At 60.9% G+C, this 26,259-nt stretch carries 27 protein-coding genes, 1 tRNA gene and 4 pseudogenes; 11 read left to right on the plus strand and 21 right to left on the minus strand.

The features are described 5' to 3' along the window. Positions 1 to 88: 88 nt before the first annotated feature. A complete protein-coding gene (gene htpX / locus D8Y22_RS01025) occupies positions 89 to 982 on the plus strand; it encodes a zinc metalloprotease HtpX (protein WP_141462693.1) in 894 nt (297 codons plus the stop codon). A 180-nt stretch (positions 983 to 1,162) separates the two neighbouring features. Next, entirely contained in the window at positions 1,163 to 1,423 is a 261-nt protein-coding gene (locus tag D8Y22_RS01030) for a DUF7472 family protein (protein ID WP_141462694.1), read from the plus strand. Between the two features lie 207 nt (positions 1,424 to 1,630). Here D8Y22_RS01030 and priL read toward each other — a convergent pair whose 3' ends face one another. The 3 genes and pseudogenes from priL to D8Y22_RS01045 all read right to left on the minus strand — a co-directional run bounded on the left by priL (position 1,631) and on the right by D8Y22_RS01045 (position 4,362). Then, positions 1,631 to 2,722 (minus strand): DNA primase regulatory subunit PriL, encoded by a 1,092-nt coding sequence (gene priL, locus D8Y22_RS01035; RefSeq protein WP_141462695.1) that lies wholly within the window; start codon positions 2,720 to 2,722, stop codon positions 1,631 to 1,633. A 70-nt stretch (positions 2,723 to 2,792) separates the two neighbouring features. Continuing rightward, positions 2,793 to 4,212: pseudogene (locus tag D8Y22_RS01040) on the minus strand (RNA-guided endonuclease InsQ/TnpB family protein). Positions 4,213 to 4,215: 3 nt separating this feature from the next. Beyond that, on the minus strand, positions 4,216 to 4,362 hold the full coding sequence (locus tag D8Y22_RS01045; RefSeq protein ID WP_394348178.1) for a DUF2080 family transposase-associated protein: 147 nt from the start codon (positions 4,360 to 4,362) through the stop codon (positions 4,216 to 4,218). Between the two features lie 362 nt (positions 4,363 to 4,724). Here D8Y22_RS01045 and D8Y22_RS01050 point away from each other — a divergent pair, with 362 nt between their 5' ends. Beyond that, positions 4,725 to 5,627 carry an alpha/beta fold hydrolase gene (locus tag D8Y22_RS01050; protein ID WP_141462697.1) on the plus strand — a complete coding sequence of 301 codons (903 nt, stop codon included), beginning with the start codon at positions 4,725 to 4,727 and terminating at the stop codon, positions 5,625 to 5,627. Here the strand turns inward: D8Y22_RS01050 and D8Y22_RS01055 are convergent. The 5 genes from D8Y22_RS01055 to D8Y22_RS01075 all read right to left on the minus strand — a co-directional run bounded on the left by D8Y22_RS01055 (position 5,624) and on the right by D8Y22_RS01075 (position 9,332). Beyond that, positions 5,624 to 5,947, minus strand: coding sequence for a HalOD1 output domain-containing protein (locus tag D8Y22_RS01055; protein ID WP_141462698.1), 324 nt, complete (start codon positions 5,945 to 5,947; stop codon positions 5,624 to 5,626). The genes D8Y22_RS01050 and D8Y22_RS01055 overlap by 4 nt on opposite strands. 90 nt (positions 5,948 to 6,037) lie before the next feature. Next, positions 6,038 to 6,718, minus strand: coding sequence for a helix-turn-helix domain-containing protein (locus D8Y22_RS01060; RefSeq protein ID WP_141462699.1), 681 nt, complete (start codon positions 6,716 to 6,718; stop codon positions 6,038 to 6,040). Positions 6,719 to 6,849: 131 nt separating this feature from the next. Next, positions 6,850 to 7,593 (minus strand): DNA polymerase sliding clamp, encoded by a 744-nt coding sequence (locus D8Y22_RS01065; RefSeq protein ID WP_141462700.1) that lies wholly within the window; start codon positions 7,591 to 7,593, stop codon positions 6,850 to 6,852. 337 nt (positions 7,594 to 7,930) lie between these two features. After that, the gene (gene lrp / locus D8Y22_RS01070) at positions 7,931 to 8,395 is read right to left on the minus strand and encodes an HTH-type transcriptional regulator Lrp (RefSeq protein ID WP_141462701.1); all 465 of its coding nucleotides are present in this window, start codon (positions 8,393 to 8,395) and stop codon (positions 7,931 to 7,933) included. Between the two features lie 550 nt (positions 8,396 to 8,945). Continuing rightward, the gene (locus D8Y22_RS01075; protein WP_174811713.1) at positions 8,946 to 9,332 is read right to left on the minus strand and encodes a DUF6841 family protein; all 387 of its coding nucleotides are present in this window, start codon (positions 9,330 to 9,332) and stop codon (positions 8,946 to 8,948) included. Positions 9,333 to 9,670: 338 nt separating this feature from the next. Here D8Y22_RS01075 and D8Y22_RS01080 point away from each other — a divergent pair, with 338 nt between their 5' ends. Continuing rightward, positions 9,671 to 10,549, plus strand: coding sequence for a hypothetical protein (locus tag D8Y22_RS01080; RefSeq protein WP_141462703.1), 879 nt, complete (start codon positions 9,671 to 9,673; stop codon positions 10,547 to 10,549). Between the two features lie 11 nt (positions 10,550 to 10,560). Here the strand turns inward: D8Y22_RS01080 and D8Y22_RS23270 are convergent. From D8Y22_RS23270 to D8Y22_RS01100, 4 genes and pseudogenes are all read right to left on the minus strand, one after another. Continuing rightward, positions 10,561 to 10,876 (minus strand): annotated as a pseudogene (locus tag D8Y22_RS23270) (PIN domain-containing protein). Next, positions 10,867 to 11,771: pseudogene (locus tag D8Y22_RS01090) on the minus strand (IS630 family transposase). The pseudogenes D8Y22_RS23270 and D8Y22_RS01090 overlap by 10 nt, the downstream one beginning before the upstream one ends. Before the next feature lie 162 nt (positions 11,772 to 11,933). After that, positions 11,934 to 12,095: pseudogene (locus D8Y22_RS01095) on the minus strand (PIN domain-containing protein); the annotation flags it as partial. Between the two features lie 9 nt (positions 12,096 to 12,104). Continuing rightward, positions 12,105 to 12,335, minus strand: coding sequence for a hypothetical protein (locus D8Y22_RS01100; protein WP_141462704.1), 231 nt, complete (start codon positions 12,333 to 12,335; stop codon positions 12,105 to 12,107). Between the two features lie 277 nt (positions 12,336 to 12,612). Here D8Y22_RS01100 and D8Y22_RS01105 point away from each other — a divergent pair, with 277 nt between their 5' ends. The 3 genes from D8Y22_RS01105 to D8Y22_RS01115 all read left to right on the plus strand — a co-directional run bounded on the left by D8Y22_RS01105 (position 12,613) and on the right by D8Y22_RS01115 (position 16,531). Further along, complete coding sequence (locus tag D8Y22_RS01105; RefSeq protein ID WP_141462705.1) at positions 12,613 to 13,308, plus strand: DUF305 domain-containing protein; 696 nt, start codon at positions 12,613 to 12,615, stop codon at positions 13,306 to 13,308. A gap of 195 nt (positions 13,309 to 13,503) precedes the next feature. After that, positions 13,504 to 15,768 carry a heavy metal translocating P-type ATPase gene (locus D8Y22_RS01110; protein ID WP_141462706.1) on the plus strand — a complete coding sequence of 755 codons (2,265 nt, stop codon included), beginning with the start codon at positions 13,504 to 13,506 and terminating at the stop codon, positions 15,766 to 15,768. Positions 15,769 to 16,174: 406 nt separating this feature from the next. Continuing rightward, the gene (locus D8Y22_RS01115) at positions 16,175 to 16,531 is read left to right on the plus strand and encodes an SHOCT domain-containing protein (RefSeq protein WP_141462707.1); all 357 of its coding nucleotides are present in this window, start codon (positions 16,175 to 16,177) and stop codon (positions 16,529 to 16,531) included. Positions 16,532 to 16,752: 221 nt separating this feature from the next. Here D8Y22_RS01115 and D8Y22_RS01120 read toward each other — a convergent pair. Continuing rightward, positions 16,753 to 16,859, minus strand: a tRNA-Ile gene (locus tag D8Y22_RS01120). A 102-nt stretch (positions 16,860 to 16,961) separates the two neighbouring features. Here D8Y22_RS01120 and D8Y22_RS01125 point away from each other — a divergent pair. Next, on the plus strand, positions 16,962 to 17,273 hold the full coding sequence (locus tag D8Y22_RS01125; protein ID WP_141462708.1) for a DUF7091 family protein: 312 nt from the start codon (positions 16,962 to 16,964) through the stop codon (positions 17,271 to 17,273). A 2-nt stretch (positions 17,274 to 17,275) separates the two neighbouring features. Here D8Y22_RS01125 and D8Y22_RS01130 read toward each other — a convergent pair whose 3' ends face one another. Genes D8Y22_RS01130 through D8Y22_RS01145 form a run of 4 tightly spaced genes read right to left on the minus strand, consistent with a single transcriptional unit; the run spans position 17,276 to position 20,316 of the window. Next, complete coding sequence (locus tag D8Y22_RS01130) at positions 17,276 to 17,488, minus strand: CbaC protein (RefSeq protein ID WP_141462709.1); 213 nt, start codon at positions 17,486 to 17,488, stop codon at positions 17,276 to 17,278. Beyond that, positions 17,488 to 19,284 carry a b(o/a)3-type cytochrome-c oxidase subunit 1 gene (locus D8Y22_RS01135; RefSeq protein ID WP_141462710.1) on the minus strand — a complete coding sequence of 599 codons (1,797 nt, stop codon included), beginning with the start codon at positions 19,282 to 19,284 and terminating at the stop codon, positions 17,488 to 17,490. The genes D8Y22_RS01130 and D8Y22_RS01135 overlap by 1 nt, the downstream gene beginning before the upstream one ends. Further along, the gene (locus D8Y22_RS01140; RefSeq protein ID WP_141462711.1) at positions 19,277 to 20,074 is read right to left on the minus strand and encodes a cytochrome c oxidase subunit II; all 798 of its coding nucleotides are present in this window, start codon (positions 20,072 to 20,074) and stop codon (positions 19,277 to 19,279) included. The genes D8Y22_RS01135 and D8Y22_RS01140 overlap by 8 nt, the downstream gene beginning before the upstream one ends. Beyond that, positions 20,071 to 20,316, minus strand: coding sequence for a hypothetical protein (locus D8Y22_RS01145; protein WP_141462712.1), 246 nt, complete (start codon positions 20,314 to 20,316; stop codon positions 20,071 to 20,073). Before D8Y22_RS01145 ends, D8Y22_RS01140 begins: the two co-directional genes overlap by 4 nt. Before the next feature lie 99 nt (positions 20,317 to 20,415). Here D8Y22_RS01145 and D8Y22_RS01150 point away from each other — a divergent pair, with 99 nt between their 5' ends. Together D8Y22_RS01150 and D8Y22_RS01155 are read left to right on the plus strand one after the other, a co-directional pair. Further along, on the plus strand, positions 20,416 to 20,622 hold the full coding sequence (locus D8Y22_RS01150; RefSeq protein WP_141462713.1) for a cytochrome-ba3 oxidase subunit: 207 nt from the start codon (positions 20,416 to 20,418) through the stop codon (positions 20,620 to 20,622). A gap of 6 nt (positions 20,623 to 20,628) precedes the next feature. After that, on the plus strand, positions 20,629 to 23,124 hold the full coding sequence (locus tag D8Y22_RS01155) for a heavy metal translocating P-type ATPase (protein ID WP_141462714.1): 2,496 nt from the start codon (positions 20,629 to 20,631) through the stop codon (positions 23,122 to 23,124). A gap of 82 nt (positions 23,125 to 23,206) precedes the next feature. Here the strand turns inward: D8Y22_RS01155 and D8Y22_RS01160 are convergent, their stop codons facing one another. Then, complete coding sequence (locus tag D8Y22_RS01160; protein ID WP_141462715.1) at positions 23,207 to 23,434, minus strand: CDGSH iron-sulfur domain-containing protein; 228 nt, start codon at positions 23,432 to 23,434, stop codon at positions 23,207 to 23,209. Positions 23,435 to 23,523: 89 nt separating this feature from the next. Here D8Y22_RS01160 and D8Y22_RS01165 point away from each other — a divergent pair, with 89 nt between their 5' ends. Next, positions 23,524 to 23,817, plus strand: coding sequence for a DUF7521 family protein (locus D8Y22_RS01165; protein WP_141462716.1), 294 nt, complete (start codon positions 23,524 to 23,526; stop codon positions 23,815 to 23,817). Positions 23,818 to 23,859: 42 nt separating this feature from the next. Here D8Y22_RS01165 and purQ read toward each other — a convergent pair whose 3' ends face one another. The 3 genes from purQ to D8Y22_RS01180 are packed head-to-tail and all read right to left on the minus strand — an operon-like array spanning position 23,860 to position 26,171. Then, positions 23,860 to 24,540, minus strand: a complete 681-nt coding sequence (purQ, locus tag D8Y22_RS01170) for a phosphoribosylformylglycinamidine synthase I (RefSeq protein ID WP_141462717.1) — start codon at positions 24,538 to 24,540, stop codon at positions 23,860 to 23,862. Between the two features lie 59 nt (positions 24,541 to 24,599). After that, entirely contained in the window at positions 24,600 to 24,851 is a 252-nt protein-coding gene (purS, locus tag D8Y22_RS01175; protein WP_141462718.1) for a phosphoribosylformylglycinamidine synthase subunit PurS, read from the minus strand. Positions 24,852 to 24,902: 51 nt separating this feature from the next. After that, on the minus strand, positions 24,903 to 26,171 hold the full coding sequence (locus D8Y22_RS01180) for an FAD/NAD(P)-binding protein (RefSeq protein WP_141462719.1): 1,269 nt from the start codon (positions 26,169 to 26,171) through the stop codon (positions 24,903 to 24,905). Positions 26,172 to 26,259: the final 88 nt, after the last annotated feature.

Genomic DNA, 26,259 nt, shown 5'->3' on the forward strand with positions numbered 1-26,259 from the left:
CGTCGCCGCTCGGGACGTGATAGGTGAGCTAGATGTGGTGCGGGTCGAGTCGGTGACACTTATCTCTCTCGCGTCCGTAGTTGGGGGTATGAAATGGCAGGCGGACTGGGGACTCCGATTTAGAATGTTCCTGACGATGTTTCTGCTGTTTGCGCTGTACATCGTCTTCGCGGGCGTCCTCACGATGTATCTCACGGGTGGAGCGGGCAGTCTCCTCATCTTCGGCGCGTTGTTCGGGAGTATGTCGCTCGTGCAGTACTACTACAGCGACAAACTAACCCTCCGGAGCATGGGTGCGAACAAGGTTTCGGCCGACGAGTATCCACAGTTACACGGCTCGGTCGAGCGCCTCTCCCAGCAGGCCGACGTCCCGAAACCCGATGTCGCGGTAATCGACTCGGACGTCCCGAACGCCTTCGCGACGGGGCGCAACCAAAAAAACGCGGTCGTCGCGGTGACGACCGGCCTCATGCGAACGCTGGATTCGGACGAGTTAGACGGCGTGCTCGCCCACGAACTCGCCCACGTCAAGAACAGGGACATGATGGTGATGACAATCGCTTCGTTCCTCTCGACGATCGCGTTCATGATCGTCCGCTACGGGGCCTTCTTCGGCGGCGGCCACAGAGGCGGCAACCGGGGCGGTGGCGGCATCGTCGTCGCCATCCTCGTCTCGCTGGTCGTCTGGATCATCAGCTATCTGTTGATTCGGGCGCTCTCGCGATATCGCGAGTACGCCGCGGACCGTGGTGCGGCCGCGATCACCGGCAACCCCGGCGCGCTGGCTTCCGCACTGATGAAGATCTCCGGCCGGATGGATAAGGTCCCGAAAGACGACATGCGCGAGGAGGCCGAGATGAACGCCTTCTTCATCATCCCGATCAAGTCCGGCGTCGTCGGCCAGCTGTTTAGCACCCACCCCTCGACCGAGAAACGCATCGAACAGCTTCGCGAACTCGATCGCGAACTTGCAACGGCCTGATACCGATTACTGTACCGATGTATCGGCACACCCGCCGCCCGGGTCGCGGGTGCGCCGGAACTGACGGACAACAAACCGTATCAGACGGTCTCGAGGAGCAGTTTCGCCGCCCCCTCGAGATTTCCCGACCGCTCGAGCCCTTCGAAGCGCTTTTGAGCCAGCCACAGAAAGCACGTAGTAATGCTCGAGCGCGAGCGGCTCATCGAAATCGTCGTCGCCGTCTCCGTAGTGGTGATCATGCTCGGAACCATGATCGCCATCGGTTCGACCTACAGCGCCAGCGACGATAGCGTCCTCACACCCGACGGCGCGGAGATGCTCGTCGGCGCCATCATCGGCTTTATCATCTTGTTGACCGGCGTCGGTATCGGTCTGGCGTACATCCTGAACGAACCCGGTGACGGACTCGAGGAAGACGCTGAGGCCAGCAGTACGGCGTAGCTTCGGTACCAGCCGTTTTGCATTTCTGAACTGACATTCGATGTGGCTAGTCACGTCGAATCCGGCGGGCTCGCCACCGACGAACAGGAACGGACGCTCCGGGACATCAAGAAACAGGCCGACGAGCCATCACGGGACGACCCCTAACTATCCGCTGCGAGACACCCCGTAACCAACTCCCGTGAGGGCCGTCACAGATTGCACGCCTCACTCGGCGCTCGCCGTCTCGCCGTCCGCCTCGCCCTCGTTCTCACGCCAGTCCTCGAGGTCATCCTCGTCGGCGTCGTCGACGCGCTGTTCGTAGTACGCCATCGGATGAGGGATCCGTTCACAGAGATCGTCTTTGTTCACGCAGTCGCCGTAGGATTGCATCGTCGCACACGAGGGGGGCGAGTACTCGGTCGGGGAGGTTTCGCCGGCGATGTGGTCTGTCTGGTAGCGGGTCATCTCCTCGCCGAACCCGGCGTTGACCCGGTAGAGGTCGACGATCTGGTCGGTCGTCATCCCGATGCTCGTCAGGAAGGCCGTGATCGCAAAGCGGGAGTGGTGGGGCAGGTGTTCGCCCTTCTGAATGTCGTCGAGCAGGGCCTTCATGCAGGGCGGAAAGAGGTCGGGGACGACCGTATCGATCTCACGCGTGAGCTCGAGGTCCGCGAGCACCTCGCGGACGGCCTCGACCTCGGCCTCGAGTTCGTCGGCGATGGCGTCGGGAACGTCGAAGGGGAGCCCGTCCTCGATCCGCGAACGGATGGCCTCCCGCAGAAGCGTCCGCAGTTCGGTCTCCTCGAGTGGCACCTCCCCGTCGGTCAGCGGTCGGTTGACGAGTCGCCACTCGTCGTCCCACAGGTCCTCGGCCAGCGGGAGGTAGGTGCCGACCGCGATCCGATACTCGCCGTCGGCCCGCTCGGTGACGGCGTCTGCGAGGTCGAACTCGTCGAGCAGTTCGGCGAGGTCGAGGCCGCTCGAGTCGACGCTCTTTAACTCCGTCGTCGACTCGAGGTCATCGACGAACTGCTCGTGTGCGCGGTCGGCCTCGGCGCGGGCGTACTTGCGAACGAGGACCCGTTCGTCGACCAGCGAGACGAGGACGCGTGCGACCGGATACGAGAGCAACTCGATCCGAGCGTCGCGGTGTGGTTCGCCGGTGGTTCCCTCCTCGAGGGCGGTAATAACGCGTTGTCGGGCGCGCTCGACGACGGCCTCCTCGCGCTCGACCACGGTTCCCAGATCGACCGCCGCCGTGGCGACGGCCTCGCGAGCGGCCTCGAGAAACGGGTACCGGGCGTGCAGTCGCTGCATCGGTACAACGATATTACTCCGACGGGATAAACGCGCTGGTTGGGTGGGACGCGTAGTGAACTACCCCACCCTACTCGCTCACCGCTGACGCGGTTCGCTCCTTGAGGGTGGGGCTTCCTGTTTCCACGACACGCTTTGCAGACACAACGGTGTCCACAGGGAGCGCAGTCTCCACAGGCGTTCGAAAATCGCCGAGCGATTTTCGCAGCCCATCAGAATCTTCCGATTCTGAGGACGTTGATTCGGAGTGACCCACTCCTACATCTTCAAGACCGCGAGAAAGAATATTCCACGCCGTCGCAAAATCGCACGCGATTTTGCTGCCCGTCAGACGTAGTCTGACGACCGCATTCGCATCCCTATCCGCCTCGAACCCACACGAGGGACACGAGTGTTCACGAACCCACAGCGGTTTGTCCGTCTTGACACCACAGGACGCGCATGCCTTCGTCGTATCTTTCGGGTCAACCGCGACGAAGTGCGTTCCCTCACGCTCGCACTTGTATTCGAGCATCCGAAGGAATGTCCCCCACGCCGCGCCTGCTCGATTCCGTGAGTTACCAAGGAGTTCGACCAGCCCCTTCGCATCCAAGTCCTCAACAGCCACTAATACGGTTTACTGTAAGTCGTTACCGCCGAAACCGCGACCCGTCTGCGGTTTCGCCGGTAAATCGTTACAGCAATCCGTATAAGTCGTACTCGGTGGCGTAGTAGTTCGACAACTTGTGGAGGAAGTCTCGTCGCTTTCGCTTGAGATTGGCGTGTCGTTCGGCCACGACCTGCCGTTGTTTCTCCCAATTCGCAGAGCCGTGTTTCTTCCGCGAGAGGTCACGTTGTGCGCGTTCGAGTCGTTCGCGCTCGTCGCTGAAGTCGGGACTTTCGATGGCGTACCCATCGGTGTCGTGGGCGTACTTGAGAATCCCCACGTCGATACCAACGACCTTCTCGGGCGTCTCTGGTTTTTCAGGCGTGGTTTCCTCCACGTCGATGCCAAACGTGGCGTACCATTCACCCGTGGGTTCTCGTTTGACCGTGACCTGTTTGATGGTCGCATTCTCGGGGATGTCTCGGTGGAGGTGAATCGGTATCTCACCGATCTTGCTCAACCACAAGACAGGCCGACCACTCGTATTCTTGAGTTCGAAGCCGGACTGGTTGTAGGTGAGCGACCGATACTCCCGAGGCGGTTGCCACTTGAGCATTCCCACGGCGCGTCCGTTCTCCTTCTGTGCTTTGAGCGTGGAGAGGTTGTCGTAGACGCGCTTGACGACCATCTGGAGGACTTTCGAGTGTACGTCAGTCAGGTCGTCCCACCACGTTTTGAGGTCGGGGAGTCGTCCCTGAACCTCGTAGCGGGCGGGAATGTCGTCTGTCTCGTTGAGCAGGTAGAGGACGTGATTGTACAGTTGCCTACAAGTATCGACGTGGTTCAGAAGCGTCTCGGTGAGGGCTTCTGGCGGGTTGAGTCGATACTTGTAGTTGTACTGCATAGTCTACTCGTCTGAATCGGGTTCGGAGATGCGGACGACTTTTACGTCGGCTCCGCGCCAGCGTTTGGGAACGATGACGTGGGCGCTGTTGCCCGACGGTTTTGCCGTTCCATCGAGGACTTCCTCGCCTTCGATTTCAAATCTATCCATCACCGATGTATAGACCATGGATAGACATAAAGATGGCGGTGGGCCTGTGGGCCGAGTGTCGCGGGTGTATGAGAACCGTGCGGCGCTGTATCCCCTCCCTACTGCGTCCTCAGAAATCGGAGATTTCTGATGTGCGAACGAGAACGAAGTTCTCGTCAACGCTACTCGGTCGCTTCGCTCCCTGCGTGGCTCCTTGAGGAAGGGGACTTAGCGCCTAATTCCAGTTAATGGCGGGTTACAGCGGTAGCGAGGCGAAAGCCCACCCGTTCCCGGGTGGGATGACGCCAACGACGGATGTGTACGCTCGAGGAGCGGTCCGTCGAAGGGTCGATTTCAAGAGGATCCGACACGTCGACTCGAGTATGCCCCGGGCTTCGAGCGACGGCGTGTCGATCTACTACGAGTACGACGAGCACGAGGGCGACGGCGCGCCGGTCGTCTTCGTGCAGGGACTGGGTTTCGGCCGGTGGATGTGGCGCTGGCAGCGCGAGGCCGTCGCGGACCGCCACGACGTGATCGCGCCGGACAACCGCGGCACCGGTCGCTCGGAGGCCGGTCACCCACCACTCGTCGCGCGGCTGCCCGGAACAGTTCGCGGACTCGTGATGCTCAAACTCACCGGCTATTCGGTCGCGGGCATGGCCGCCGACCTCGAGGCCGTCCTCGAGGACGCGGGCGTCCGTGACGTCCACCTCGTCGGTGCGAGTCTCGGCGGGATGATCGCCCAGCAGTACGTACTGGAGTACAACCGGGCGCAGACGCTGTCGTTACTGTGTACGACCCACGGCGGGCCCGACGCCGTCCCCATCCCCGAGGCGACCCAGGAACACATCTTCGACGTCCCCTCCGGAGCGAGCGAGCGTGAGACGATCCGTCATCGTATGCGACCCGCGTTCACCGACGCGTTCACCAACCGGAACCCCCACCTGATGGATCGCATCATCGAGTGGCGACTCGAGCAAGACGCCGACGACCCGGCCCGCGAAGCACAGGCGGCCGCCGGCCAGGCCTTCGACATCGGCGATCGCGTCGATCGGATCCGGGTCCCGACGCTGGTCGTCCACGGAACCGACGACGGCGTCGTGCCCTACATGAACGGCCGACTACTGGCCGAGAAGATTCCGGACGCACGACTCGAGACGATCGAAGGCGGCTCACACCCGATGTACATCGAAGATGCACCCCGGGTCAACGAGGCGTTACTGTCCTTTCTCGCGACACACGATCGGGCACTCGAGACGGCCGAGACCGAGCCGTCGCGTTAGGTAGCCGATTCCGCCGTCGGATCGACGATTTCGATCTGTCCGTCGCTTTGGACGCCGATATCGAAGCCTTCGTAGGCGAACCACAGTCGGTGTGTGCCGGCCTCGTCGACGCGGTTGGCGTGATCGACCAGCGCATCGAGCGCCTCTGGTTCGACGGCGTCGTACAGCGGCGAGAGCTCGAGCGGATCTTCGTCGCGGAGGGAGGCAACGGCCGAGACGACGCGCTCGCTGGGTTGATCGTCGGTGCTCGGATCGAACGTCGTCACGTAGCTCGAGTCGGCCGAAGCTGGTGTATCGGTGTCATCGTCAGCGGAGACCATACTCCCCGTAGGCTCGAGTCGGACGTAGGTTGTATCCTTACTATGTAATATTTTTAACTGCGACGGGTTGGGGCCCTAATTCGATTGGTGTCAATCTTGAACCGATGCAGTCGCTCGCTCGGCCGATCCAGCCGGATAGCGAAACAGATCGGCGAGGAGATTTCGGTGGCCTCGTCGGAGTCGACCCGCGAGCGACTGGCGCGTAATTTCGAGTTCGGCCGCCAGTTCCGACAGCGTCGCCCGCCGCGGATCGTCGAAATATCCTTCCCGAAAGGCGAGCTCGAGGGCCTCGAGTTGGGCACTCGTCATGTCGCGTTCGTCGTCGACCTGCTCGAGCGGCTGGAGTCGCGAGAGCGCGATGTGAACGCCCAGGTCGTGACACCGGTCCTGGAACGCACGCAGCTGGTCGTACTCGTCGATGCGAAGCCTGAACGACCACTGGTCTCGCTTGCCCGTCGCCGATAGTAGCGTCACGTCGGCGTCGGCAATCGCGCTTACTACCCCGTCCTCCTCGGCAATCCAATTCGTCCGATAAAGCAGGCCGCGGTCGCCCAGATCGTCGACGAGTTCGAAGCCGGCCGTGGCCGACGAGCGCTCGAGTGCGGTTTCGACCGCGTGCTGGCTGGCGCCACGAATCCAGACGTAGGGAAACAGCGAGTCGTCAGTCGGCACGATTCGCTCCAGTTCGACCGAGCTCCCGGGGATCGATGCGAACAGTTCGCCAAGTGGAAACTCCTCGGCCGGGACGGAAAACTCGACGAGCGTGGCCATTGGCACAGGGTGACGACAGCGATTCGGATAAATCCGTGGGTACTGATCACTGGGCGTGACGGTCGTTCTGGAAACGAGTGACTACCGACGACAGCCTGATACCAGTCTCACTCGAGGCCTCGAATCCGCTGTTAATCGCTCTGGATGCGCGGCGCAAGCATGTAGGTGACCTGGCCCTGTCCCTCTGCGAAGCCGAAGTAGATCTTGACCGGGAACTCCTCGCCGAGTGCCAGCGTCACTTCGGCATCGGCGGGGATGGCCTTGTTCATGTCTTTGAGGTAATCGAGGCTAAACAGCGAGTGGGCCGGCCCCACCTGCAGGTCGATCAGGTCTTCCTGGGTCAACTCGAGGTGGACGTCGTCTGTGTCGCCTTCTGCGTCGACATAGAAGTACTCCGCTGCGTCGTCGACGCCGAGTGCGATGTGATCGGAGACCATGTCGGCGGCGGTCACCGACCGGTTGACATCGCTGCCCTCGAGGACGACTTCGGCGGGGAGATCCAGATCCGGAATGTCGGGTTCCTGGCGGATCGAGTCGGGGTCGATCAGCGCGAGCGTGTACTCGAGACCGTCGATCTGGATGTGGAGTTTGCGCGTCTCTTCGTCGAGTTCGAGCTGGATGAGCTGGCCGGAGTCAGCCATGCCGGCGATGTCCTCGAGCCGGGAGAGGTCGACGCCGATCAGCCCGCCGTCGGCCTCGTAGGATTCGAACGCGGCCGCGTCGAGCGAGAGATCGACCATCCCAACGTTGGCGGGATCGACGGCCCGAATTTCGAGTCCGTCTTCCTCGAGGTGGATCTTACACTCGTCGACCAGCACGCTCACCGAATCGAGCGCGCTGGTGAGCGTTTCCGCGCTCACGATGGCCTTGAACATATACGCCGGCCTACGGACGGTCGGCATAAAAAGCCACCCTTTACTCGCGAGAGCAGTCGAATCCCTCCCCTATCCTGTCGTCGAAACTGAAGTGCCCGCCACACGGCGAGTGTTCGTTCGGCACGTCCGGGGCAACGCTGATACGGATTGCTGTACCGATGTCCCGGCGGTGATACGGTTTACTGTAAGTCATTGCCGGCGCAACTGCGACCCGGGCGGCGGTTGCGCCGGTAAATCGTTACAGCAATCCGTATGAGTGGGGCGAGATGATTCGCGTCGACTTCGAGCCCCCTCATGCAAACTGCCGTACCGACACCCAAGCACCGATCAGACAGGATCAGTCGTCGCTGCCGGACTCGAGTTCGAACTGTTCGTTTTCCGTGACACCATTGAGGACGATACTCGTATTCGACTGATTGATGTCGGGATCGGTGATCAGACTCTTGATCTGATCGTTCATATCGTCCGTGTCACGGAACTTACCGATCGCGATCACATCGTAGTCGCCGGTAACCTCGTACACCGAGATCATCTGTCGGTGCTCCTTCAAGGTTTCCGTGATATCGGGAAGGGCACTCCCTTCGGCTTTGAGTTGCATCACGGCTGTCACGTCGTACCCGAGTGCATCGTAGTTTACACGTGGTGTGTATTCCTCGATTACCCCCTCTTCCTCGAGGTCTGAGAGGTGGTTGGAAATGGTAGTAACGGAGACGTCGAGTTCTTCAGCGAGACTTCGCAAACTTGCACGGCCGTCGCCAAGAAGTTCGTTCACCAAATCCTCGTCCAAGTATTCATAGGTCATTAGTGGATATGAACACCTAAACGCAGAAAACACTTCTGGATGTCGACTTTGTCGTATGCAGCTGACAACCGACACCGATCTACGAGTGTGACTTCCCAGAAGTTCGGCATTCGTTGCTCACGTCCGTTCGTCGTCGAGTTCGTGGGCCCTGACGGGGATCATCGGCGTACATCGGTACAGTACGTAATTATTCGAAATGAAGAGTTTTATCTAACTACCACCAACGGAGTTGGTGCGTGCGTTCCCCAAAACGATGTGGTCCAAAATGTCTAAGTTTCAGGTTACCACTTCCCAAGGAACCCCCGAATCATAGCACGCTCTTGAATTCAGGTCCAATCACTGGAGGTCCTCAAGTCCTTCTGTGTAGGCATTGGTGGACATCTCAGCAGTAAGTTCGCACGTGTGGTGAACTGATGATTTATTGTTTTATGTAAAATAAACGAGGCAGATCGCCGACGCGCGCCGAACGCAGACGAGCGAGTCCATCGAACTGACCCAGCTGCTGCAAAGTGTCGCTACTATCAGTGACTGTTGTATTACGGGATGAATATCAATCCTCGTGTGGAGCCAGCACGGCCATCTTCCAGCCGTCTTCGGTGCGACGGAACAGGTGTGTCGCCACGAGATGCTCCAGTTCCTCTCCGGTGGTTGTGTATCGGATCCACTCGACTGTTGCCCGCGCCCGATCGGGTCCCAGTACTTCGACGTCGAGATCACCGACCTCCGAGAAGTCGTAGTCCCGTTCGCGAAGCCCGTCGAGAATTTCCGTAAAAAGGATCTCGACATCCGCTCGACGTTCGAGAACGATGGCACCATCACCCGTGAGAAGCGTCGCTGGCTCGTGGAAATGAGTCGCGATGACCTCCGGATCGGCGGTCGAGAACTTCTCGGCGTACTCGTGGACGAACTGCTCGATCTCATCTGCGGTCTCCGTCATGATGACTGTCCTCATACTGCCGGACAAAAATCCTATCGGATTTTTGCTCACCAGTATAACGAGCCCCCCATTCGTATTCGGTCAAGAAGTCAAATCGCAAGCCGACAGCGATCTGAACTCGTAGCACGAAGGAGAGGTGAATAGAGCGCTATATGCTGGCTTCACGTCTTAACCGAATACGAATGCTCGTGGAGGACCCGCGCTGTGTATCTTGCACCCTCAGATCAACACCTCCAGAATCTGGTAGAGCCGGAGTGTAGACATAGAGGATGGGCTTAACGAATCGACGTCGTTCGTTCTGAGTGTTTTTCGCTGAATCAGGCGATCAGTAGATCCGCGTGCTGACCACCAAGTTCCATTCGCTCGATGGCGCGAACGCAGCTCGAGACCGGTACCCGGATGCGATCGATCATTCGGGTACTCGCCGAGAGAAAACCGTTCGCATTCGGGGTGATGCACCGGACGACGTGATCGACGCGATCGCGATCAAGGCTGCCGAGAGTCGAGCGCATCGAGCTGATCAGTTCGGTCAGGCCGAGCTGACGCGGTCCGAGCGATCGCAACTCGAAGATCGTCCCGACTGGAACGGACGGCTGCTCTTTCACGCCCAGTCGGCGAAAGCAGTCCTCCAGGGGAACGGTGTCGACGACTGGCTCGCCTACTACGATCCGCAGCTGACCGTCGACGAACATCGGTCAGTTGCCGAGCAAGCCCGCCGCGACGAACGCGGCGCTCGGATGGACGAGCACGCACGCGAGGGTGCGTTCGATGCGATGGCTGCCGGTGCTGTCGGCGCACCGGTCCAGCAGCGCGAGCGAGCTGCCGACGAAGTGATCGAACTGTGCATGGAACTGAGCGACGAACACGATCCCGACGTGTTCCGGGCGATTCTGGCCGGCGAGGATCCCGATGTCTCGAGTACTCGTGTTCGACGTGCCCAGGAGACGATCGCCGATATTCGAGCCGAGTATGGTCACGAGTTCGTCGAACGGGCCGCCGAGGAGTGTCACCGCGAGCGTCGGCCAGCTCCCGAGCCACTCGATCCGGTCCAGTTCGAACGCGACGCACGGACGGGTTGGTTCACACCACCAAATCCGCAACCAGATCCCGCACCCGGTGTCGATCGGTCGGCTGACACCGGCTTATTCGTGACGCAGGATCGTCTTCCAGCAAACGTCGGGCGAGGAGATAACAGCGGCCGGTTCTGGTCCTTTTGACCGAGAGGTGTTTAGATCAGGTCCGCTGGTCGCTCAGCACCATATTCTCGTAGTTCACTATCGAACGAAACGAGCGTCGCATCCGCCGCATCGGCGGCAGCCAGCACGAGTGCGTCCATTGGATAGAGGAGCGTCTCGTTTTGCAGTTTGTTGGCTGCGATCATGTCCGACGCATCGGGGAACGTCACCGTCGTGCGTGAGCTAATTCGCTGCTCGATTTGGTCGACACGTTCCCGTTCGAATTTTTTTCATCAGAACGCTTCGAAGATCCATGAGATTTAACACAGACGTGTAGGTATCATCGAAGTCGTTGATACTTACGGATATAAATACGTAAAGACATTTGGAACTTCGATTCGGTTGAGTGCAGAGAGCGCAGCATCACGAAGATCGTCGAGTGTGTCGAACAGACGGTTCCCAAGTTCTTGATTGAGTTGTCGCCAGCACTCTTCCGCGGGGTTCACCAGAGCTGAACCCCGCGGAAGGTAGCACAGTTCGATCGGCGTGTCTTCGACGAATTCCTGCACAGCGTTGGCCGTGAAATACGACGCATTGTCCAAGACAACGCAGATTTTCTCGCCGAATTCGGTTTGGAGAGCGTCTAGCAAGCGAATCGTCGTGTCGCTGTTGAAGTTCTCGCCGCAAGGCAGAAAGAACGTCTCGCCGGAATCGCTGACTGCACCGAGCTGCTTGATGCTGTCCCACGCGCCCGTCACCGGGAATAACGGGCGCTCTCCTTCCGGAAACCACGCATAGATCAGCGTCGAGAGAACCTGGCGCATCTGATCGATGGTCAGGATCGTGTATTCGTCGTCCAGATTGTCGCGCTTTTTTTGAAGCCTTCTTGCCAGGCTTCTTGGGCTCTCTCGTCGGATTTGTGGAACTCTGGCCGGGCTGTCTTCCAGGACAGCCCGGCCTCAGACATCAATCGTCGAACGTGCCGCTCACAGTACTCAACGTCGAATTCCTCGGAGAGGTAGTGACGCGCCAACGGAACTGACCACGCGGGCGCGTCATAGCCGATTTCTTCGGGTGATTCGTGAAGTACCTCCACGAACTGCTCGTGCTGTTCATCAGAGAGTTCAGTTGGTCTACCTTCACGCGGGTCGTCCTCTTCAAGGTAGTTGATCACTGCCATCAGCCGCTGTGTCGGCTTCTTGTCCTCGACCTCCGCGAGAGCGTCGCGGAGGTCGTCGAGAGTGGCGGCGTCAAGCATGGCCATATCTCCCAATCACACTCTAGCCTAAAGAATATTCAGCCGACAGTATTAGCTAGGTCTCGACACTGCTCAACGAAGTCGAGGATATCGATTTCCATACCAACCTCGATTTCCTCGGCTTCATCCTTCTAACCCGTGATATCAGCTGATTAGATCGCTCTTCAACAGAGCAGATTTCTCCACGATCAGGTCTTGATAGCTCTCGATTTCGTCGTAGACGAACGCGGGTGTCAAAAGATCCGGTTCGAGTGTAACGAGAAGCTCCCGCGTTTTTGAATCCGCAATGAGCGCAGAGATGACGACGTTGGCGTCAATGACCAGCTTCATTCGTCGAGTCTACGCCGATTCTTCTTCGACGCGCTTGCGTCCACGTTCGTTGATCTTGTCGGCGATTTCCTGAACGTCGCGCTCGGTGAGTTCGCTCTCGCTGGTGAGTTCGTCCATCATTTCGAGCGCCTCGATCTTCTCTTGAATGGCCTGTCGCGTGACCTCGCTCCAGTTGATCTCCGGGTGGTTTTCCATTCGCTCTTTGAGGTCGTCGTCCACGTTGACCGTGATACTGGGCATACAGAAATCTATCGTCACACAGAATACTGTGCCTTCCGGTGTGCTCTGCTACCTTGCACACAGGAGTCTCATGTTACAAAGATCGATCCGTTAGCCAGTCGGGCTGGAGCCGCTGTTCGAATTTTGTCCGAATTGAGGTACTGTAAACTCGAATGCCGATAGTGCCATCGCTCACGGATAGCCGAGCACAACAAAAGGTTGCGTATTCCAGTCCGCGTTTTACTAGATTGGTGGGTGGGATCATAGAACTATGGCGGATAACCCAACACGACGGCAGATGCTCTGTGCGACTGGTGCGGCGAGCACGGCTGGATTCGCGGGCTACGTAACCGCTGGAACACAGGAAAACGAGAATGAGGACGAAGACACCGAATTCAACGTTGTGGACATCATGTTCGTGCGAATGATGATCCCGCATCATGAGGGAGCGATCCAGATGGCCGAACTCATCCCGGAGCGAACCGACCGGGAGGAATTGCTCGATCTCCGGACAGAGATCATCGAGGAGCAAGAAGCGGAGATCGATCTTATGTGTGAGTTACTCAACGATGCTAACGTCGCCGGTTGTGACGAGGTGGGGAGTATGATGCCCCACGAGATGGGAGAGATAATGCGCGGCGGCGGGATGCACGACAATGGTGAGATGCACGGCGATGACATGGGTGACGGAATGCAAGACGGCGACGACATGAGTGATGGAATGGGTCCCGACGAGATGGAGGAGATGATGCCACGAGAACACATGATGACCCACGACGACAGGCGGGAACTCCGTCGCGCCGAAAACGAGGAGTTCGATTGCCTGTTCGCCGAGCACATGATCCGCCACCACGAAGGTGCCGTCGCAATGTCCGAACACGTCTTGGACGAAGTCGAATCCGAGCGTGTTTCCGATCTCGCGGATGATATTATCGACGCCCAGCAGGAAGAGATTGAACTGATGGAGGAGTGGCGAGACGATTGGGATTGTTGATTTACAACCCCCAACTTGGCCTCGTTCGGAGGGACTTCTGGCCATTCAAGGAGGTAGCACCCCAATAATTAGGATTCTGTGTGACGAACAACAAGAACAGCGGCCGTTAATGAATTGTTCCGTTCGTTCCTCGCGGACTCCCTCCAGTGAAGGACCTGATGAATCTGGGGAACGGCTGCAAGGGAGGCACTACCCATGTCACAAGACGATCCCGCGGACACGCCCGATTCGCATCACATCCACGAAGAGCAAACACGGGATGAAAAGCCGACCGACCGTGATTGCCCGTGCTGTCGAGTCTGTGGACTGACCACCGAGAGGGACGACCGTTCTGAAAAACCACCGGCTCGACACGAACCTCGGGAGGAACAGCATGCGGAACACGCTCACGAGCCGTCTGACCACGCACACGAAGATCACGCTGACCACGATCACGAGGCGCACGTTGATCACGCCGGTCACGAGGAGATATTCAAGCAGCGCTTTTTCGTCTGCCTCGTCCTCTCACTCCCGGTGCTGTACTACAGCCCGATGCTCCAGGAGTGGTTCGGCTACGCGGCCGTGACGTTCCCTGGCAGCGAGTTCTTCGGACCGGTTCTCGGGACGATCGTCTTCCTCTACGGTGGAATTCCCTTCCTGCGGATGGGCGCAATAGAGGCGCGGAACCGCGAACCGGGGATGATGCTGTTGATCTCGCTGGCGATCACCGTTGCGTTCGTCTACAGCGTCGTAGCGGTCGCGTTCGGGATCGGCGAGCCGTTCTTCTGGGAACTCGTCACGCTGATCGTCATCTTTCTGCTCGGTCACTGGATCGAAATGCGAAGCGTTCGGCGGGCTTCGGGCGCGCTCGACGAGCTGGCTGAGCTGATGCCCGACACGGCTGAACGCATCGCTGAGGACGGGGAAGTCGAAAAAGTCCGCGTCGATGAACTCGCGGAAGACGATCTGGTGCTCGTACGACCTGGAGCTAACGTTCCCGCCGATGGCGTCGTCGAGGAGGGTGAGTCGAACGTCGTTGAGGCGATGATCACCGGCGAGTCCCGACCGATCAAGAAGAAACCTGGCGACGAGGTGATCGGCGGGACGACCAACCGCGACGGGAGCCTCCGTGTCCGCGTCACCGCGACGGGCGAAGAGACGACCCTTTCTGGAATCATGCGGCTGGTCGAGGAGGCCCAGCAAAGTCGGTCCCGAACCCAGGTGCTCGCCGACCGAGCGGCGGGCTGGCTGTTCTACGCGGCGATTGCCGTGGCGGCTCTCACCGCCGTCGCGTGGACCGTCGCCGTCGGCTTCGGGTTAGCGGTCGTCGAGCGGGTCGTCACCGTTCTTGTGATCGCCTGCCCGCACGCGCTAGGACTCGCCGTTCCGCTGGTCGTCGCCATCAATACGACGATGGCGGCACGCAACGGCATGCTCATCCGCGATCGGATCGCCATGGAGGAGGCGCGTAATCTCGATACGATCGTCTTCGACAAGACGGGCACGCTCACGAAAGGCGAACAAGGCATCGTCGATGTCACCACCACCGACTGGGACGAAGACGAACTGCTGGCGGTAATGGCTGCCGCCGAAAGCGACTCCGAACACATGATCGCCGAAGCGATCCGTGAGGAAGCCGACGAACGGGGGCTCTCCGTGCCGACCGTCCGCGAGTTCGAGGCGCTCGAAGGTCGAGGGGTTCGCGCAACCGTGGAAGTCGAAGCCGCTGTGGCCCCCGGCGTGGACGGGGACAGCGTTCGGGATGGCGATACGGTGTACGTCGGCGGCCCGAACCTGCTTCGCCACCTTAACGTCGAACTCGACGCCGAGCTTGAGGCGTTCGCGGACGAGGCCGGCGAGCGCGGACAGGGGGTCGTGTATCTCCTTCGAAACGGGGAGGCGGTGGGCGCAGTCGCGCTCGCAGACGTGATTCGGGACGAGAGTTACGAGGCGATCGAAGCCCTCCACGAGATGGGCGTAGAGGTTGCAATGCTCACTGGTGACTCCGAGGATGTCGCCCGCGCTGTCTCCGAGCAACTCGATATTGACACGTACTTCGCTGAAGTCCTCCCAGAAGATAAGGACAAGAAAATCGTCGAACTACAAGACCAAGGCAAACTCGTGGCGATGGTCGGCGACGGGGTGAACGACGCACCCGCACTGACGCGTTCCGACGTCGGCATCGCCATCGGGTCGGGAACCGACGTCGCCGTGGAATCCGCCGACGTCGTCCTCGTGGAGAACGATCCGCGAGACGTCGCACACCTCGTGCAGTTGAGCCGGGAGAGCTACCGGAAGATGCAGGAGAACCTCGTGTGGGCGGCCGGCTACAACGTCTTCGCGCTGCCGCTCGCAGCTGGCGTGTTGGCTCCGATCGGTATCTTGCTCTCCCCCGCAGTTGGTGCGGTCCTGATGTCGGCGAGTACAGTCATCGTCGCAATCAACGCACAACTCCTGCGACGGGCGGATCTCACAGTATGAGTTAGCCTCCGATCAGTAGCTTACTGGCGAGGAAGACCGTTGAGAAACGGTGAGAGACGCTCACGAATTCATTAGTGGGATGGTGTAGTACCGTTCCAACCGTCGACTGCTGAGTGAAACCGGACAACTGCCGCCGGTTTCACCCATCAGTTCAGGGTTGGGACGCCAGTAGTACTTCCACTATGCCAGCTGTGAGGTCGTTGAAGCCCTCGAAGGGGACAAGTATCAACTCACGACTTGCGTCGGAAACGAAGCTGGAAAACTCGTGACACACGGTACGGTGACCGTGCTTATCAACGAACTTCCTGAGTGTGATATTGTTCATAATAATATCTGATCGCACTACGTTTCCTGATGCGTGGGATTCGGGGGTTAGCTAACATACTTGGACAGCGTATCTCGGAGTATGGCAACCGATGATTCACTGGTTCGGACGATCCTGATCGTCATCGCTGCAATCCTGCTTCTGCCGTTCCTCATGATGGTAGTGATGATGCCGATGATGGGCGTATGGGGGTGGGGACACATGTGGGATGGCAGTATGTGGAACGGCACAGGAGCTACGTGGATGTGGCTTCTCATGTCAGTAGTACCCTTACTCGTGATTCTCGGGATCGGGTATCTCCTGTACAGTTCGATTCGCGAGTCCAGTATTCAACAAAGTGATACCGCACTCGAAGAGTTGAGGACGGCCTATGCCCGTGGCGACATTTCGGATGAAGAGTTCGAGGAACGCCGCAAGCGACTCCAAAGCAAGGTGTAGTCTCTACGCAAACAATCAGCTCAGAAGATCATTGATTTTTGAGAGTAGATCCAGTTTCTCAGAACCGAAATCAGTAAATCATGCACGTATCACCGTCCCAAATTCGGCTGGCTCAGAACCCCGCACATTTTGGATGGCCCCGTCAGGCCGAAGAGGCCCGACATAGAATAAGTGCCTATTTTGGCCATTAAAGAGTTTCTTACGCCATTTTTCTCAAGCCATGGGCCCTGACGGATTCGAACCATCGACCACTCGGTATCCCACACAACCGAACCACGTCCGACCGTGTTATGAGCCGAGCGCTCTAACCAGACTGAGCTAAGGGCCCGTTGTCGGGAGAAAACCGGGGCCAGCAGTTAACTGTTACTCTCTGTCGGTACGTACCAAAGACGGCGACGGGACTATGGGGACCGGGCCCGAATGATCGCCAATGGCGGATCGGCGTCGACTCGAGCGGTTCCTCCGGTCGAAGCTCCAGGAGGCGGGCGAAGGGTACGAACAGTTACGCGACTCGACCGATGGACAGCTCGAGGAGGCTCGGGACGCCTACCGTGTCGCGAAAAACGCTCGGGGATTGCCGTCGGACGAGGCGGGACGCGTGAAGATCGTCTGTCGGCGCTACGCCGAACAGCGAGCGGCAAAACTCGACGAGCAGTATCGGCCGGCCTGCTACGAGGCTGGCCATCCGGATTGTGAGGGGTGTGCAGAAGACGTTCGGGAAGGGCGTATCGAAACCTGGTGACGTTAGCGTGGGCTCGAGTCCGACGTGGGGCCGTCGTTGCCGTTGTCCGGCCAGAACGCCCAGACGAAGATCGCGACGACCAGGATGAGCCCGATCGCGGCCGACTCGAGGACGCTGAGTTCGACGTTGACCCACGCTAGTACGGTTCGGAGCTCGACCAGCAGCGGCGCCAGCAAGGCGAGGACGACGAGCAGACCACCCTTCGAGATCCGCATCAGGGGATCACCCCTGCGATAACCGCCGTCGCAGTGTCAGCCGTGGTTTCGAGTGTGGCGATCGTGGACTGTTCGACGGCGAGTGCGAGTGCAGATATCGACTCGAGGTCGAGCGTGCTGAGGGGGAGTTCGACGAGTTCGGGACCGAACAGGCCGCCGCGGTCGATGATCGAGAGCAGCGGGAAGGTGTAGGCGAAGATCACGAGCACGACCGCGATGGCGGTCCAGAGTTTGAGGTTGTCGAGGATCTGCGGTGCATCCTCAGGACCCGACAGCGTCCCGGCGTAGCTGTTGTCGGGCAAGTCGTCACTCCGGCCGTTGAGTGCCGTCCCGACGACGTTGGCGAAGAACAGCACGAGCGAGAGGGTGAGCAAAACCCCGCCCAGAGCGATCTGGGCGTCGAGTTCGGCGACGCTACCGACGGCGGCCTCGAACTCGAAGCCGTCGTACTGCGGTTCGGCGGTTCGTCGGGGGATGCCAAGCAGGCCGCCTCGATGCATCGCGTTGGACATGAACGTCATGCCGACGAACCAGAGGACGACCTGCCCGAGCGCGACCGATCGACTCCAGAGTTGCTTGCCGGTCACTTGGGGAAGGAACCAGTAGGTGACGGCCATGAACGTCAGCGCGACGGCGGTGCCGACGGTCAGATGGAAGTGACCGACGACCCAGAAGGTGTTGTGGACGAGGTAGTTGATGTTCATCCCGGCGTTGATCATCCCCGAGAAGCCGGCGGCGGCGAACATCAGGCCGGCGAGGGCCATGCCGGCGAAGACCGGGTCGCGCCACGGGAGGGCTTTCAGCCAGCCCAGATAGCCCTCGCCCCCGCGCTGGCGCGCGCCGTGTTCCATGCTCGCGACGACGGTGAAGGCGGTCAACAGGCTGGGCAACAGCAGGAACATCGTGTTCGTCATCGCGATAAACTTGAACCCTTCCGCGATGCCGGGGTCGAGATACTGATGGTGGATGCCCGTCGGCACCGAGAGGATCAAGAAGAGCACGAAGACGACACGCGCGAGCGGATCGCTGAACAGCTTGCCACCGGATATCTTCGGCAGCAAGACGTACCACATCATGTACGCTGGCATGAGCCAGAAGTAGACAACCGGGTGGCCGAAGAACCAGAACAGCGTCCTGGTCAACAGCGGGTTGACCGACTCGATCAGTCCGAGCGACCACGGCAGCAAGAACAGCAGGATAGCCGCTGCGACGCCGAGTGTCGCGATGTACCACATCAGCATCGTCGTCAGCACCATAAACGCCGGAAGTGGAATCCGTTCGTCCGGATTTTCGGCTTTCCAGGCCCACCACGAACGGAACCAGTCCACGCCCGCGAACCAGGTCCCGACGACGAACAGGACGAGTCCGAGATAGAACAGTGGATGTGCCTGCAGCGGCGCGTAGAACGTAAACAGCACCGACGCGCTGATATCGGTCGCGTCAGTGAAGCCAGCCAGAATCGCGACGCCAGTTAGCGTTATTCCAACCGCCATCAGTCCGTACCAGCCCCAGGTAAACCGGAGGTCTTCGACGCCCCGATCGAGACTGGTCGTTATTGCCCACGTGAATATGCCGACGAGGAAGAAGATCGTAAACGAAATCACGAGGAAGACGCCGTGGGCGGTGAGAACGGTGTAGTAATCCGCCGAATCGATAAATCGATAATAGCCGGTTCGGTGAAGCGTTTGGATGATTCCGAACACACCACCAAGTGCAAGCGCGAAGAAGGAACTGTAGAACGCTGCTCGAATAACCTTTGCCTCCGCAGGGAACTGGTCGATGTAGGCGTTACTCATCGTCGTCACCTCCGTCGTCTTCGAGGTCGTCAGCAACGGTCACCGTCCCGCTGTCGGTGTGATCGTCGACGGTCACCGTCCAGTCGTGGTCGCCCTCGCCGAGGGTCGCCGAATCGACCGTGAACGTCGTCTCGAGGGTCTCGCCACCCTCGATCGTCACGTCTTCGGTGAGCGTTTCGTCGCCGATCTCGAGGGTGATCGTCGTCTCGATGGCCTCGAGTTGACGGTTCTCGGTGGTCACGTCGACGCTGATTTCGTCGCCGGTTTCGACCTCGTCGGGGCCGTCGGCCTCGAGTTCGGTCAGATCGAACTCATCCTCCGAGACGACGTGAACTTCGCCCTCCATGTCGTGATGGCCGGGGCCGCAGTACTCGTTACAGACGACGCCGTACTCCGCGGGATCGTCGAATTCGACGGTCATCTCGGCGACCTCGCCGGGGATGACCATCGTGTTGACGTTGGTGCCGACGAGGCTGAAGCTGTGGATGACGTCGCGGCTAGTGACGTAGAACGTCACGTCGCTGTCTTCGGGCACCTCGATCGGATTCGGCTGGAAGCTAAACGTCTGGGCGACGACGTAGGCTTCGTACTCGTTTTCACCGACCTGTTCGACACGCGGATCGTCGAATCGATCATCGTCGGCCAGTTCGGTCGGTTCGACGGTGTCTTGCTGGTCGCCGACCATCGTGATACCGAGTGCGACCGAGCCGTAGGTGATCGTCGCGATGAAGCCGACGATCAACAGCATGGCTGCGACCAGCCACAACTTCTCGTAGGCGTGAATGTTCATGCCAGCCCCACCCCACCAGTGACGACCGACACGATACCGCTGACGACCGTCGGATCGTTACCGAGGAATTCGACGAAGTACATGAAAAACCAGAGGAAGACCAGTATCAGGAAGTACAAGCCAATCAGCGCAAGCGCTCCCACCGGATCGAACTCGTCGTGTCCGATCTCTCGAACTTGATCCGAATCCGTGGGCTGATCTGGATCCTGGATCTGCGTCGATTCGTCTGTCGCGTGACTCATACGGCGATGTTAGGAAAGTCCCATCTTAACCATTCGAGTAATTCCCATCTTCCAAGAACGGGGATAGTTACTAATGTGGTCTGGTCCTAACTTGCCATCATGGAATTCGAGGCGCTTTCTCCACGGGCAACGTTGTTGGTCGGCTTGCTCGCACTGGTGCCGGTTGCCTGGTACGCACTCGGAAGCTCGATGGCCGCTGGCGTCGTCTCGGCGATCAACGTCGCGCTCATCCTCTCGTGTCTCTACCTCGCGTTCAGCCCGGTCGAGAGCCACCACGGCCACGGATCGAACGGATCGTCGACGTAAGCGTCGATGGCCCACGAGCCCGCCACTGACGACGCTGGGGCCACAGGCGGTCCCGGATCGACTGATCCATCCACCGACGCGTCGACGGCCGACGGCTGTACCCTCTGTTCGCTCCCGACGCCAGTCGATCCGATCGTCGATCCCGACGTCGATGGCGAATTCTGCTGTCGAGGCTGTCTCGAGGTTGCCCGCGCGCTCGATAGTGTCGACGATGTCGAGTCGGCAGTCGACGCGGCGACGCTTCGGGACCGACTCGAGGGCGATGATCGATCGCCGAGGGAGCCAGAAAGCACCGAGCGTGACCGCGGGACCGACGACGCCTTTCTCGCCGTCGAGGGGATGCACTGTTCGACCTGCGAGGCGTTTCTCGAGACGACCGCCGAGTCGGCCGACGGTATCCTCGCGGCCGAAGCCAGTTACGCGACCGAGACCGTCCGGCTCGTCTACGATCCCGACCGACTCGAGGCAGACACGCTCCCCGATATCGTCTCGGGCTATGGTTACAGTGCTCGTGAGCGGACGATCGATAGCGGCGACGACGCCGAGACCGATCAGGCACTCGTAACGTTCCTGATCGGCGGCGGGCTCTTCGGGATGATGGTGATGGTGTGGTACGCCGTCTTCCTCTATCCGACCTACTTCGGGTACGAGCCGGTCGTCGACTTCGGCGGCTACGACGGCTACTATCTCGCGGTGAACATCTGGCTGATGACGTCCTTCGTCCTCTTTTATACGGGGTATCCGATCCTCCGAGGTGCCTACGTCAGCCTTCGGGCGGGGATGCCCAACATGGATCTGCTGGTGACGACCGCGGCGGTCGGCTCCTACGCCTACAGCACGCTCGCGATGGGGCTCGGTCGGACGGACCTCTATTTCGACGTGACCGTCGCGGTCGTCCTCGCCGTCACCGCCGGCACCTACTACGAGGAACGGATCAAGCGCCGGGCCGCGGGATTGCTCTCGGAACTGACCGAGCAACAGGTCGACGAGGCCCGCCTCGAGAACGGCGAGACGGTGCCGATCGAGGCCGTCGAACCCGGCAACCGGCTGCTCGTCCGCCCTGGCGAGCGGGTCCCACTCGACGGCGAACTGTACGAGGGGACGGCTGCAGTCGACGAATCGCTCGTTACCGGCGAATCGCTGCCCGTCGAGAAGAAACCGGGCGACGACCTCCGCGGCGGTACCGTCGTCACCGACGCGCCGATCATCCTCGAGGTCGGGGCGAACGCCGAGAGCACGCTGGACCGACTCGTCTCCGTGCTGTGGTCGATCCAGAGTTCCCGGCCCGGCGTCCAGCGGCTCGCGGACAAACTCGCGACGATCTTCGTCCCGCTCGTGCTCGTCCTGGCAGGCGGCGCGACCGCCGTCCTGCTCGCCACCGGCTCGAGCCTCTCGACGGCGCTGCTGGTCGGACTCACCGTCGTGATCGTCTCCTGTCCCTGCGCGCTGGGTCTGGCAACGCCGCTTGCGATCGCCTCGGGGATACAGGCCGCCGCGAAACGTGGGATCGTCGTCGCCACGGAGACGATCTTCGAGGACGCTCCCGAGGTCGATCTCGTCGTCCTCGACAAGACTGGAACGCTCACGACCGGTTCGATGAGCGTCACGGCCGTCCACACCACCGAGGGCGTCGACTCGAGCGAGCTCCATCGCCGAGCCGCGGCGGTCGAGTCACACTCGGCACATCCGATCGCCGACGCGATCGTCGAGGCGGCCGCCAGCGACCACGAATCGCCGGCAACGCCGGTCGCCGACGGCGGCGCTGGAACGGCTGCCTCGGTTGCACAGTTCGAACGCGACAGTCGTGGCGTCAGCGGCGTCGTCGCCGGCGACCGCGTCACCGTCGGCCACCCGGACTACCTCCGAAACCGGGGTCAGGTGTGTCCAGCCACCCTCGAGTCACCGATCGACGACGCTCGAGGCGCCGGCGACGTGCCGGTCGCTGTGGGTTGGAACGGGCAGATCAGAGGGATTCTCGTCGTCGGTGACTCGCCGCGGTCTGACTGGCTCGAGGCAGTCACGACGCTGTCGGTGGGCCGTGAGATCGTGGTGCTGACCGGGGACGACGGCGCGGCCGCCGACCGATTTCGGGACATCGACGCCGTCGACGAGGTGTTCGCCGGCGTGCCGCCGGAGGCCAAAGCCGAGACGGTCCGCCGACTTCGCTCCCGTGGCACGGTCGCGATGGTAGGCGATGGCAGCAACGACGCACCCGCGCTCGCAGCCGCCGACGTCGGTATCGCGATGGGAACGGCGACGAAACTCGCGACCGACGCCGCGGACGCGGTCGTCGTCAGTAACGACCTCGAGGGCGTCGCGGCGACGTTCGACGTAGCTACCGGGACCCACCGCCGCATTCGGCAGAATCTCGGCTGGGCGTTCGTTTACAACAGCGTCGCGATTCCGCTGGCGCTGGCCGGCCTCCTGAACCCGCTGTTTGCGGCCCTGGCGATGGCCGCCAGCAGCGCCCTCGTTGTCCTGAATTCAGCGCGTTCGATCTGAGGGTGTCCGGTATCCGCTCTGTAGTCCGATGCCCCAGTCGGTTGAAGTCGCGCCGACACCTGCTCGGCCTCCAGGCGCATGCTCACTCGTCGGCCGTCTCGAGTTCCTCGAGTACTCGCCGCTCGCCGTCTTCGTAAACGTAGATTTCGCCGTCGGCCTCGTCCCGCGTTCGGCGGTGGCTCCCGTCACAGAAGGGAAACGAGTCGGACAGTCCACACTGACAGACTGCAACGTCACCCTTCTCGTCGTCGATATCGTCGGGTTCGAGTTTTCGCGGACCGGTCGCCTCGAGTTCGATGAGTCGTCCCATACCACGGTATCGGGACCGTACCGAGGAAAACCTTCGTTCGAACGACAAACTACTTGGTCGCCGTCACGAATTGCGAGGATACAGTAGCAATGAGTCCCGAGGTAGCAGGAGCGACGGTATCTATCGCGCTCGCGGTCGTCAAAACGCTCAGTTTGGTCGTCGGAAGTCTCATCACCTTCTTCGCGTTCAGGGCCTACCGACGGACCCGACAGCGAGCGCTTGGCTACCTGGCGGCCGGCTTCGGACTCGTCACGCTCGGACTCGTCCTCGCCGGGACGCTCTATGAAATCCTCGACGTGCCGTTGCAGATGGGGATTCTCCTCGAGAGCCTGCTGATGCTTGGGGGCTTTCTCGTGATCGCGTACTCGTTGTACGCATCCTGAGCCCTGAGCCGACGGATGCGAGGGATCGGGAACAGGCCGCGATCAAGCTGTCTCGAATCCACGGAGGATACCCTGGCCGTCGGTCGGGCCGATGTCGGGTAACGTCGCGCGTTCGGGATGAGGCATCAACACGGCGACGGTCTCGCGATCGCCGAGCACGCCTGCAACGTCGTGTTTCGAGCCGTTCGGGTTCGCCTCGGGACTCGTCTCACCGTCTTCGTCACAGTAGCGAAAGAGGACCCGATCCTCGGCCTCGAGCGTCTCGAGGCGGTCGTCGTCGATCTCGTAGCGACCTTCGCCGTGGGCGATGGGGACCTGAATGACCTCGCCCTCGTCGTAGGCAGCCGTCCAGGGGGTATCCGCGCGTTCGACTCGCAGGGAAACGTGTTCACACTGGAAGCGGGCGCTCTCGTTGGTCGTGAACGCACCCTCGGTGAGTCCCGATTCGCAGCCGATCTGGGCGCCGTTGCAGACGCCGAGGACGGGCGTTCCCTCGATAGCGGCCTCGCGAACCTCGTTCAGAATCGGCGAGCGCGCGGCCATCGCCCCCGCACGGAGGTAGTCACCGTAGGAAAAGCCCCCGGGAAGGACGATCCCCGAGGTCTCGGCGGGGAGCCCGTCTTCGTGCCAGACAATTTCGGCGTCGATTCCGAGGTGATCGAGGGCGCGTTCGGCATCGCGGTCGCAGTTCGAACCGCCGAAGCGGACGATCGAGACCGTCACAATCCCCACCCCATGGTGTTGGGACCGACGGGTTCGATCGTCGTGATCGAGACCGTCATTTACCGAGCGTCGACCTCCACGTCGTAGTCGTGGATGGTCGGGTTCGCGAGTAGCCGTTCGGCCATCTCGTCTGCGCGCTCGCGCGCGGCGTCGGCGTCGTCGGCCTCGAGGTCGACCTCGAAGCGGTCGGCCGAGCGCAGGTCCTCGAGTTCGAAGCCGAGTCGCTCCAAGGCCTGCTTGGTGGTCTCGGCTTCCGGGTCGAGGACGCCGTGTTTGAGTCGGACGGTCACCGTCGCGGTGTAGGCGGTCATCACCTGGAATCCCGTAACCGTGCTCAAAAACGCTTTCGCCTTCGGTCCGTATTACACGTTCGTGGATACTGCCGGTGCCGGACGACGGGGACGGCACTCGAGTGCGCCCGTGATCCGGTCGGCGGCCCGGCGCGCACCGGCGATGTTGCCGGCCAGGGGCCCGACGGTGCCGGCCGCCAGCGCCCCCGTCACGTACACCGGGCTCGCATTCCCACGTTCGTCCCGCCAGGCCAGCGTCTCGTCGTCGAGGACGGGCATGCCACGGTAGCCGCGCTCGAGGGCGAGGCTGTCGGCGACGCGGTCGACGAACGGATGCTCGAAAACGGGCTCGAAGCCGGTCGCCAGCACGACGCGGTCGCCGCTACAGTAGCCCCCCTTGGCCAGCAACAATCGAACGCGACCCGCGACGGTTCGGGCCGAGCGAACCTCGCCGTGGCGGATCGTCAACTCGTCGGCCTCGCGTGCGCTCTCGAGGCGCTCGGCGAGTCGCGGCGGCACCGTCCCATCGTTGCGTGCCTCGCGAACCGTTTCGTACCGAGTCTGCGAGCCCGGCGGATAGCGGTGGAGCTGCGAGTCGGTGTGGTTCCAGTTGATCCAGCGCGGGTCGGCTTCGATGGCCGCTTCCTCGAGTTCACCCCGCGAGAGCAACGTCACATCGTCGCCCTCGCACAGACAGAGCGCGAGCTGGGCGGCGGTGATGCCGCCGCCGACGACGATGGTCTCGCCGTCGGTTTCTTCGGGCGCGCCGTCGCCGTCCCAGACGTGAGCGATGGCCTCGAGGTCTTGGGCCCACGCCGGCCGGTGGTAGCGGCCGCCGTGACCGATCGCGAAGACGCACGTTCGGACGTGAATGCGTTCGTCGACAGCGTCGCTCGGGGCGTCGACACTGTTGTACGAGGACGAATCGGTCGTCTCGAGGACGAGGCCGGTTTCGTCGGCTGGTCGGTCGATCGAACGGACGGCGGCCCGTCGATGCAGTGCCGAGAGATCGGTACGCGCGATCACGTCGTCGGCGTAGTCCAGAAACAGCGAGAGCGACGGCCGGCGCGGATAGCCCTGGGTCGACAGCAGTTCGTCCTCGCGGTCCTGGCCTTCGGCGAAGCTCTCGAGGCCGAACGGATCGGTGCCGACGTGGTGGACGAACGTCGACCGGAGCCCCTCCATATCGCAGGCGCGGGCTTTCCGTCGAAACGACGCCAACAGCTGCTCGTTTGGGTCGACGATCAGCACGTCCTCGCGCTGGAGGTGCGTCTCCTCGAGCAGTCGCTGGGCGAGATAGGTGCCGTGGATGCCGCCGCCGACGATAACGCACTCGAGCATCTACTCGTCGCCTACGACGCGTTATTACTTTATAGTTTTGAGTTGTTAATGATGGGCGTGTATCGGTGTTCGTGTTGATACGAAGGCC

This window comes from Salinadaptatus halalkaliphilus, from assembly GCF_006543045.1.
Classification (GTDB): domain Archaea; phylum Halobacteriota; class Halobacteria; order Halobacteriales; family Natrialbaceae; genus Salinadaptatus; species Salinadaptatus halalkaliphilus.

What these genes read in the sequence shown, in the direction of transcription:
- htpX (WP_141462693.1), top strand. Translation starts at nt 89, where the DNA reads ATGAAATGGCAGGCGGACTGGGGACTCCGATTTAGAATGTTCCTGACG.
- D8Y22_RS01030 (WP_141462694.1), top strand. Translation starts at nt 1,163, where the DNA reads ATGCTCGAGCGCGAGCGGCTCATCGAAATCGTCGTCGCCGTCTCCGTA.
- priL (WP_141462695.1), bottom strand. Translation starts at nt 2,722, where the DNA reads ATGCAGCGACTGCACGCCCGGTACCCGTTTCTCGAGGCCGCTCGCGAG.
- D8Y22_RS01045 (WP_394348178.1), bottom strand. Translation starts at nt 4,362, where the DNA reads ATGGATAGATTTGAAATCGAAGGCGAGGAAGTCCTCGATGGAACGGCA.
- D8Y22_RS01050 (WP_141462697.1), top strand. Translation starts at nt 4,725, where the DNA reads ATGCCCCGGGCTTCGAGCGACGGCGTGTCGATCTACTACGAGTACGAC.
- D8Y22_RS01055 (WP_141462698.1), bottom strand. Translation starts at nt 5,947, where the DNA reads ATGGTCTCCGCTGACGATGACACCGATACACCAGCTTCGGCCGACTCG.
- D8Y22_RS01060 (WP_141462699.1), bottom strand. Translation starts at nt 6,718, where the DNA reads ATGGCCACGCTCGTCGAGTTTTCCGTCCCGGCCGAGGAGTTTCCACTT.
- D8Y22_RS01065 (WP_141462700.1), bottom strand. Translation starts at nt 7,593, where the DNA reads ATGTTCAAGGCCATCGTGAGCGCGGAAACGCTCACCAGCGCGCTCGAT.
- lrp (WP_141462701.1), bottom strand. Translation starts at nt 8,395, where the DNA reads ATGACCTATGAATACTTGGACGAGGATTTGGTGAACGAACTTCTTGGC.
- D8Y22_RS01075 (WP_174811713.1), bottom strand. Translation starts at nt 9,332, where the DNA reads ATGACGGAGACCGCAGATGAGATCGAGCAGTTCGTCCACGAGTACGCC.
- D8Y22_RS01100 (WP_141462704.1), bottom strand. Translation starts at nt 12,335, where the DNA reads ATGCCCAGTATCACGGTCAACGTGGACGACGACCTCAAAGAGCGAATG.
- D8Y22_RS01105 (WP_141462705.1), top strand. Translation starts at nt 12,613, where the DNA reads ATGCTCTGTGCGACTGGTGCGGCGAGCACGGCTGGATTCGCGGGCTAC.
- D8Y22_RS01110 (WP_141462706.1), top strand. Translation starts at nt 13,504, where the DNA reads ATGTCACAAGACGATCCCGCGGACACGCCCGATTCGCATCACATCCAC.
- D8Y22_RS01115 (WP_141462707.1), top strand. Translation starts at nt 16,175, where the DNA reads ATGGCAACCGATGATTCACTGGTTCGGACGATCCTGATCGTCATCGCT.
- D8Y22_RS01125 (WP_141462708.1), top strand. Translation starts at nt 16,962, where the DNA reads ATGGCGGATCGGCGTCGACTCGAGCGGTTCCTCCGGTCGAAGCTCCAG.
- D8Y22_RS01130 (WP_141462709.1), bottom strand. Translation starts at nt 17,488, where the DNA reads ATGCGGATCTCGAAGGGTGGTCTGCTCGTCGTCCTCGCCTTGCTGGCG.
- D8Y22_RS01135 (WP_141462710.1), bottom strand. Translation starts at nt 19,284, where the DNA reads ATGAGTAACGCCTACATCGACCAGTTCCCTGCGGAGGCAAAGGTTATT.
- D8Y22_RS01140 (WP_141462711.1), bottom strand. Translation starts at nt 20,074, where the DNA reads ATGAACATTCACGCCTACGAGAAGTTGTGGCTGGTCGCAGCCATGCTG.
- D8Y22_RS01145 (WP_141462712.1), bottom strand. Translation starts at nt 20,316, where the DNA reads ATGAGTCACGCGACAGACGAATCGACGCAGATCCAGGATCCAGATCAG.
- D8Y22_RS01150 (WP_141462713.1), top strand. Translation starts at nt 20,416, where the DNA reads ATGGAATTCGAGGCGCTTTCTCCACGGGCAACGTTGTTGGTCGGCTTG.
- D8Y22_RS01155 (WP_141462714.1), top strand. Translation starts at nt 20,629, where the DNA reads ATGGCCCACGAGCCCGCCACTGACGACGCTGGGGCCACAGGCGGTCCC.
- D8Y22_RS01160 (WP_141462715.1), bottom strand. Translation starts at nt 23,434, where the DNA reads ATGGGACGACTCATCGAACTCGAGGCGACCGGTCCGCGAAAACTCGAA.
- D8Y22_RS01165 (WP_141462716.1), top strand. Translation starts at nt 23,524, where the DNA reads ATGAGTCCCGAGGTAGCAGGAGCGACGGTATCTATCGCGCTCGCGGTC.
- purS (WP_141462718.1), bottom strand. Translation starts at nt 24,851, where the DNA reads ATGACCGCCTACACCGCGACGGTGACCGTCCGACTCAAACACGGCGTC.
- D8Y22_RS01180 (WP_141462719.1), bottom strand. Translation starts at nt 26,171, where the DNA reads ATGCTCGAGTGCGTTATCGTCGGCGGCGGCATCCACGGCACCTATCTC.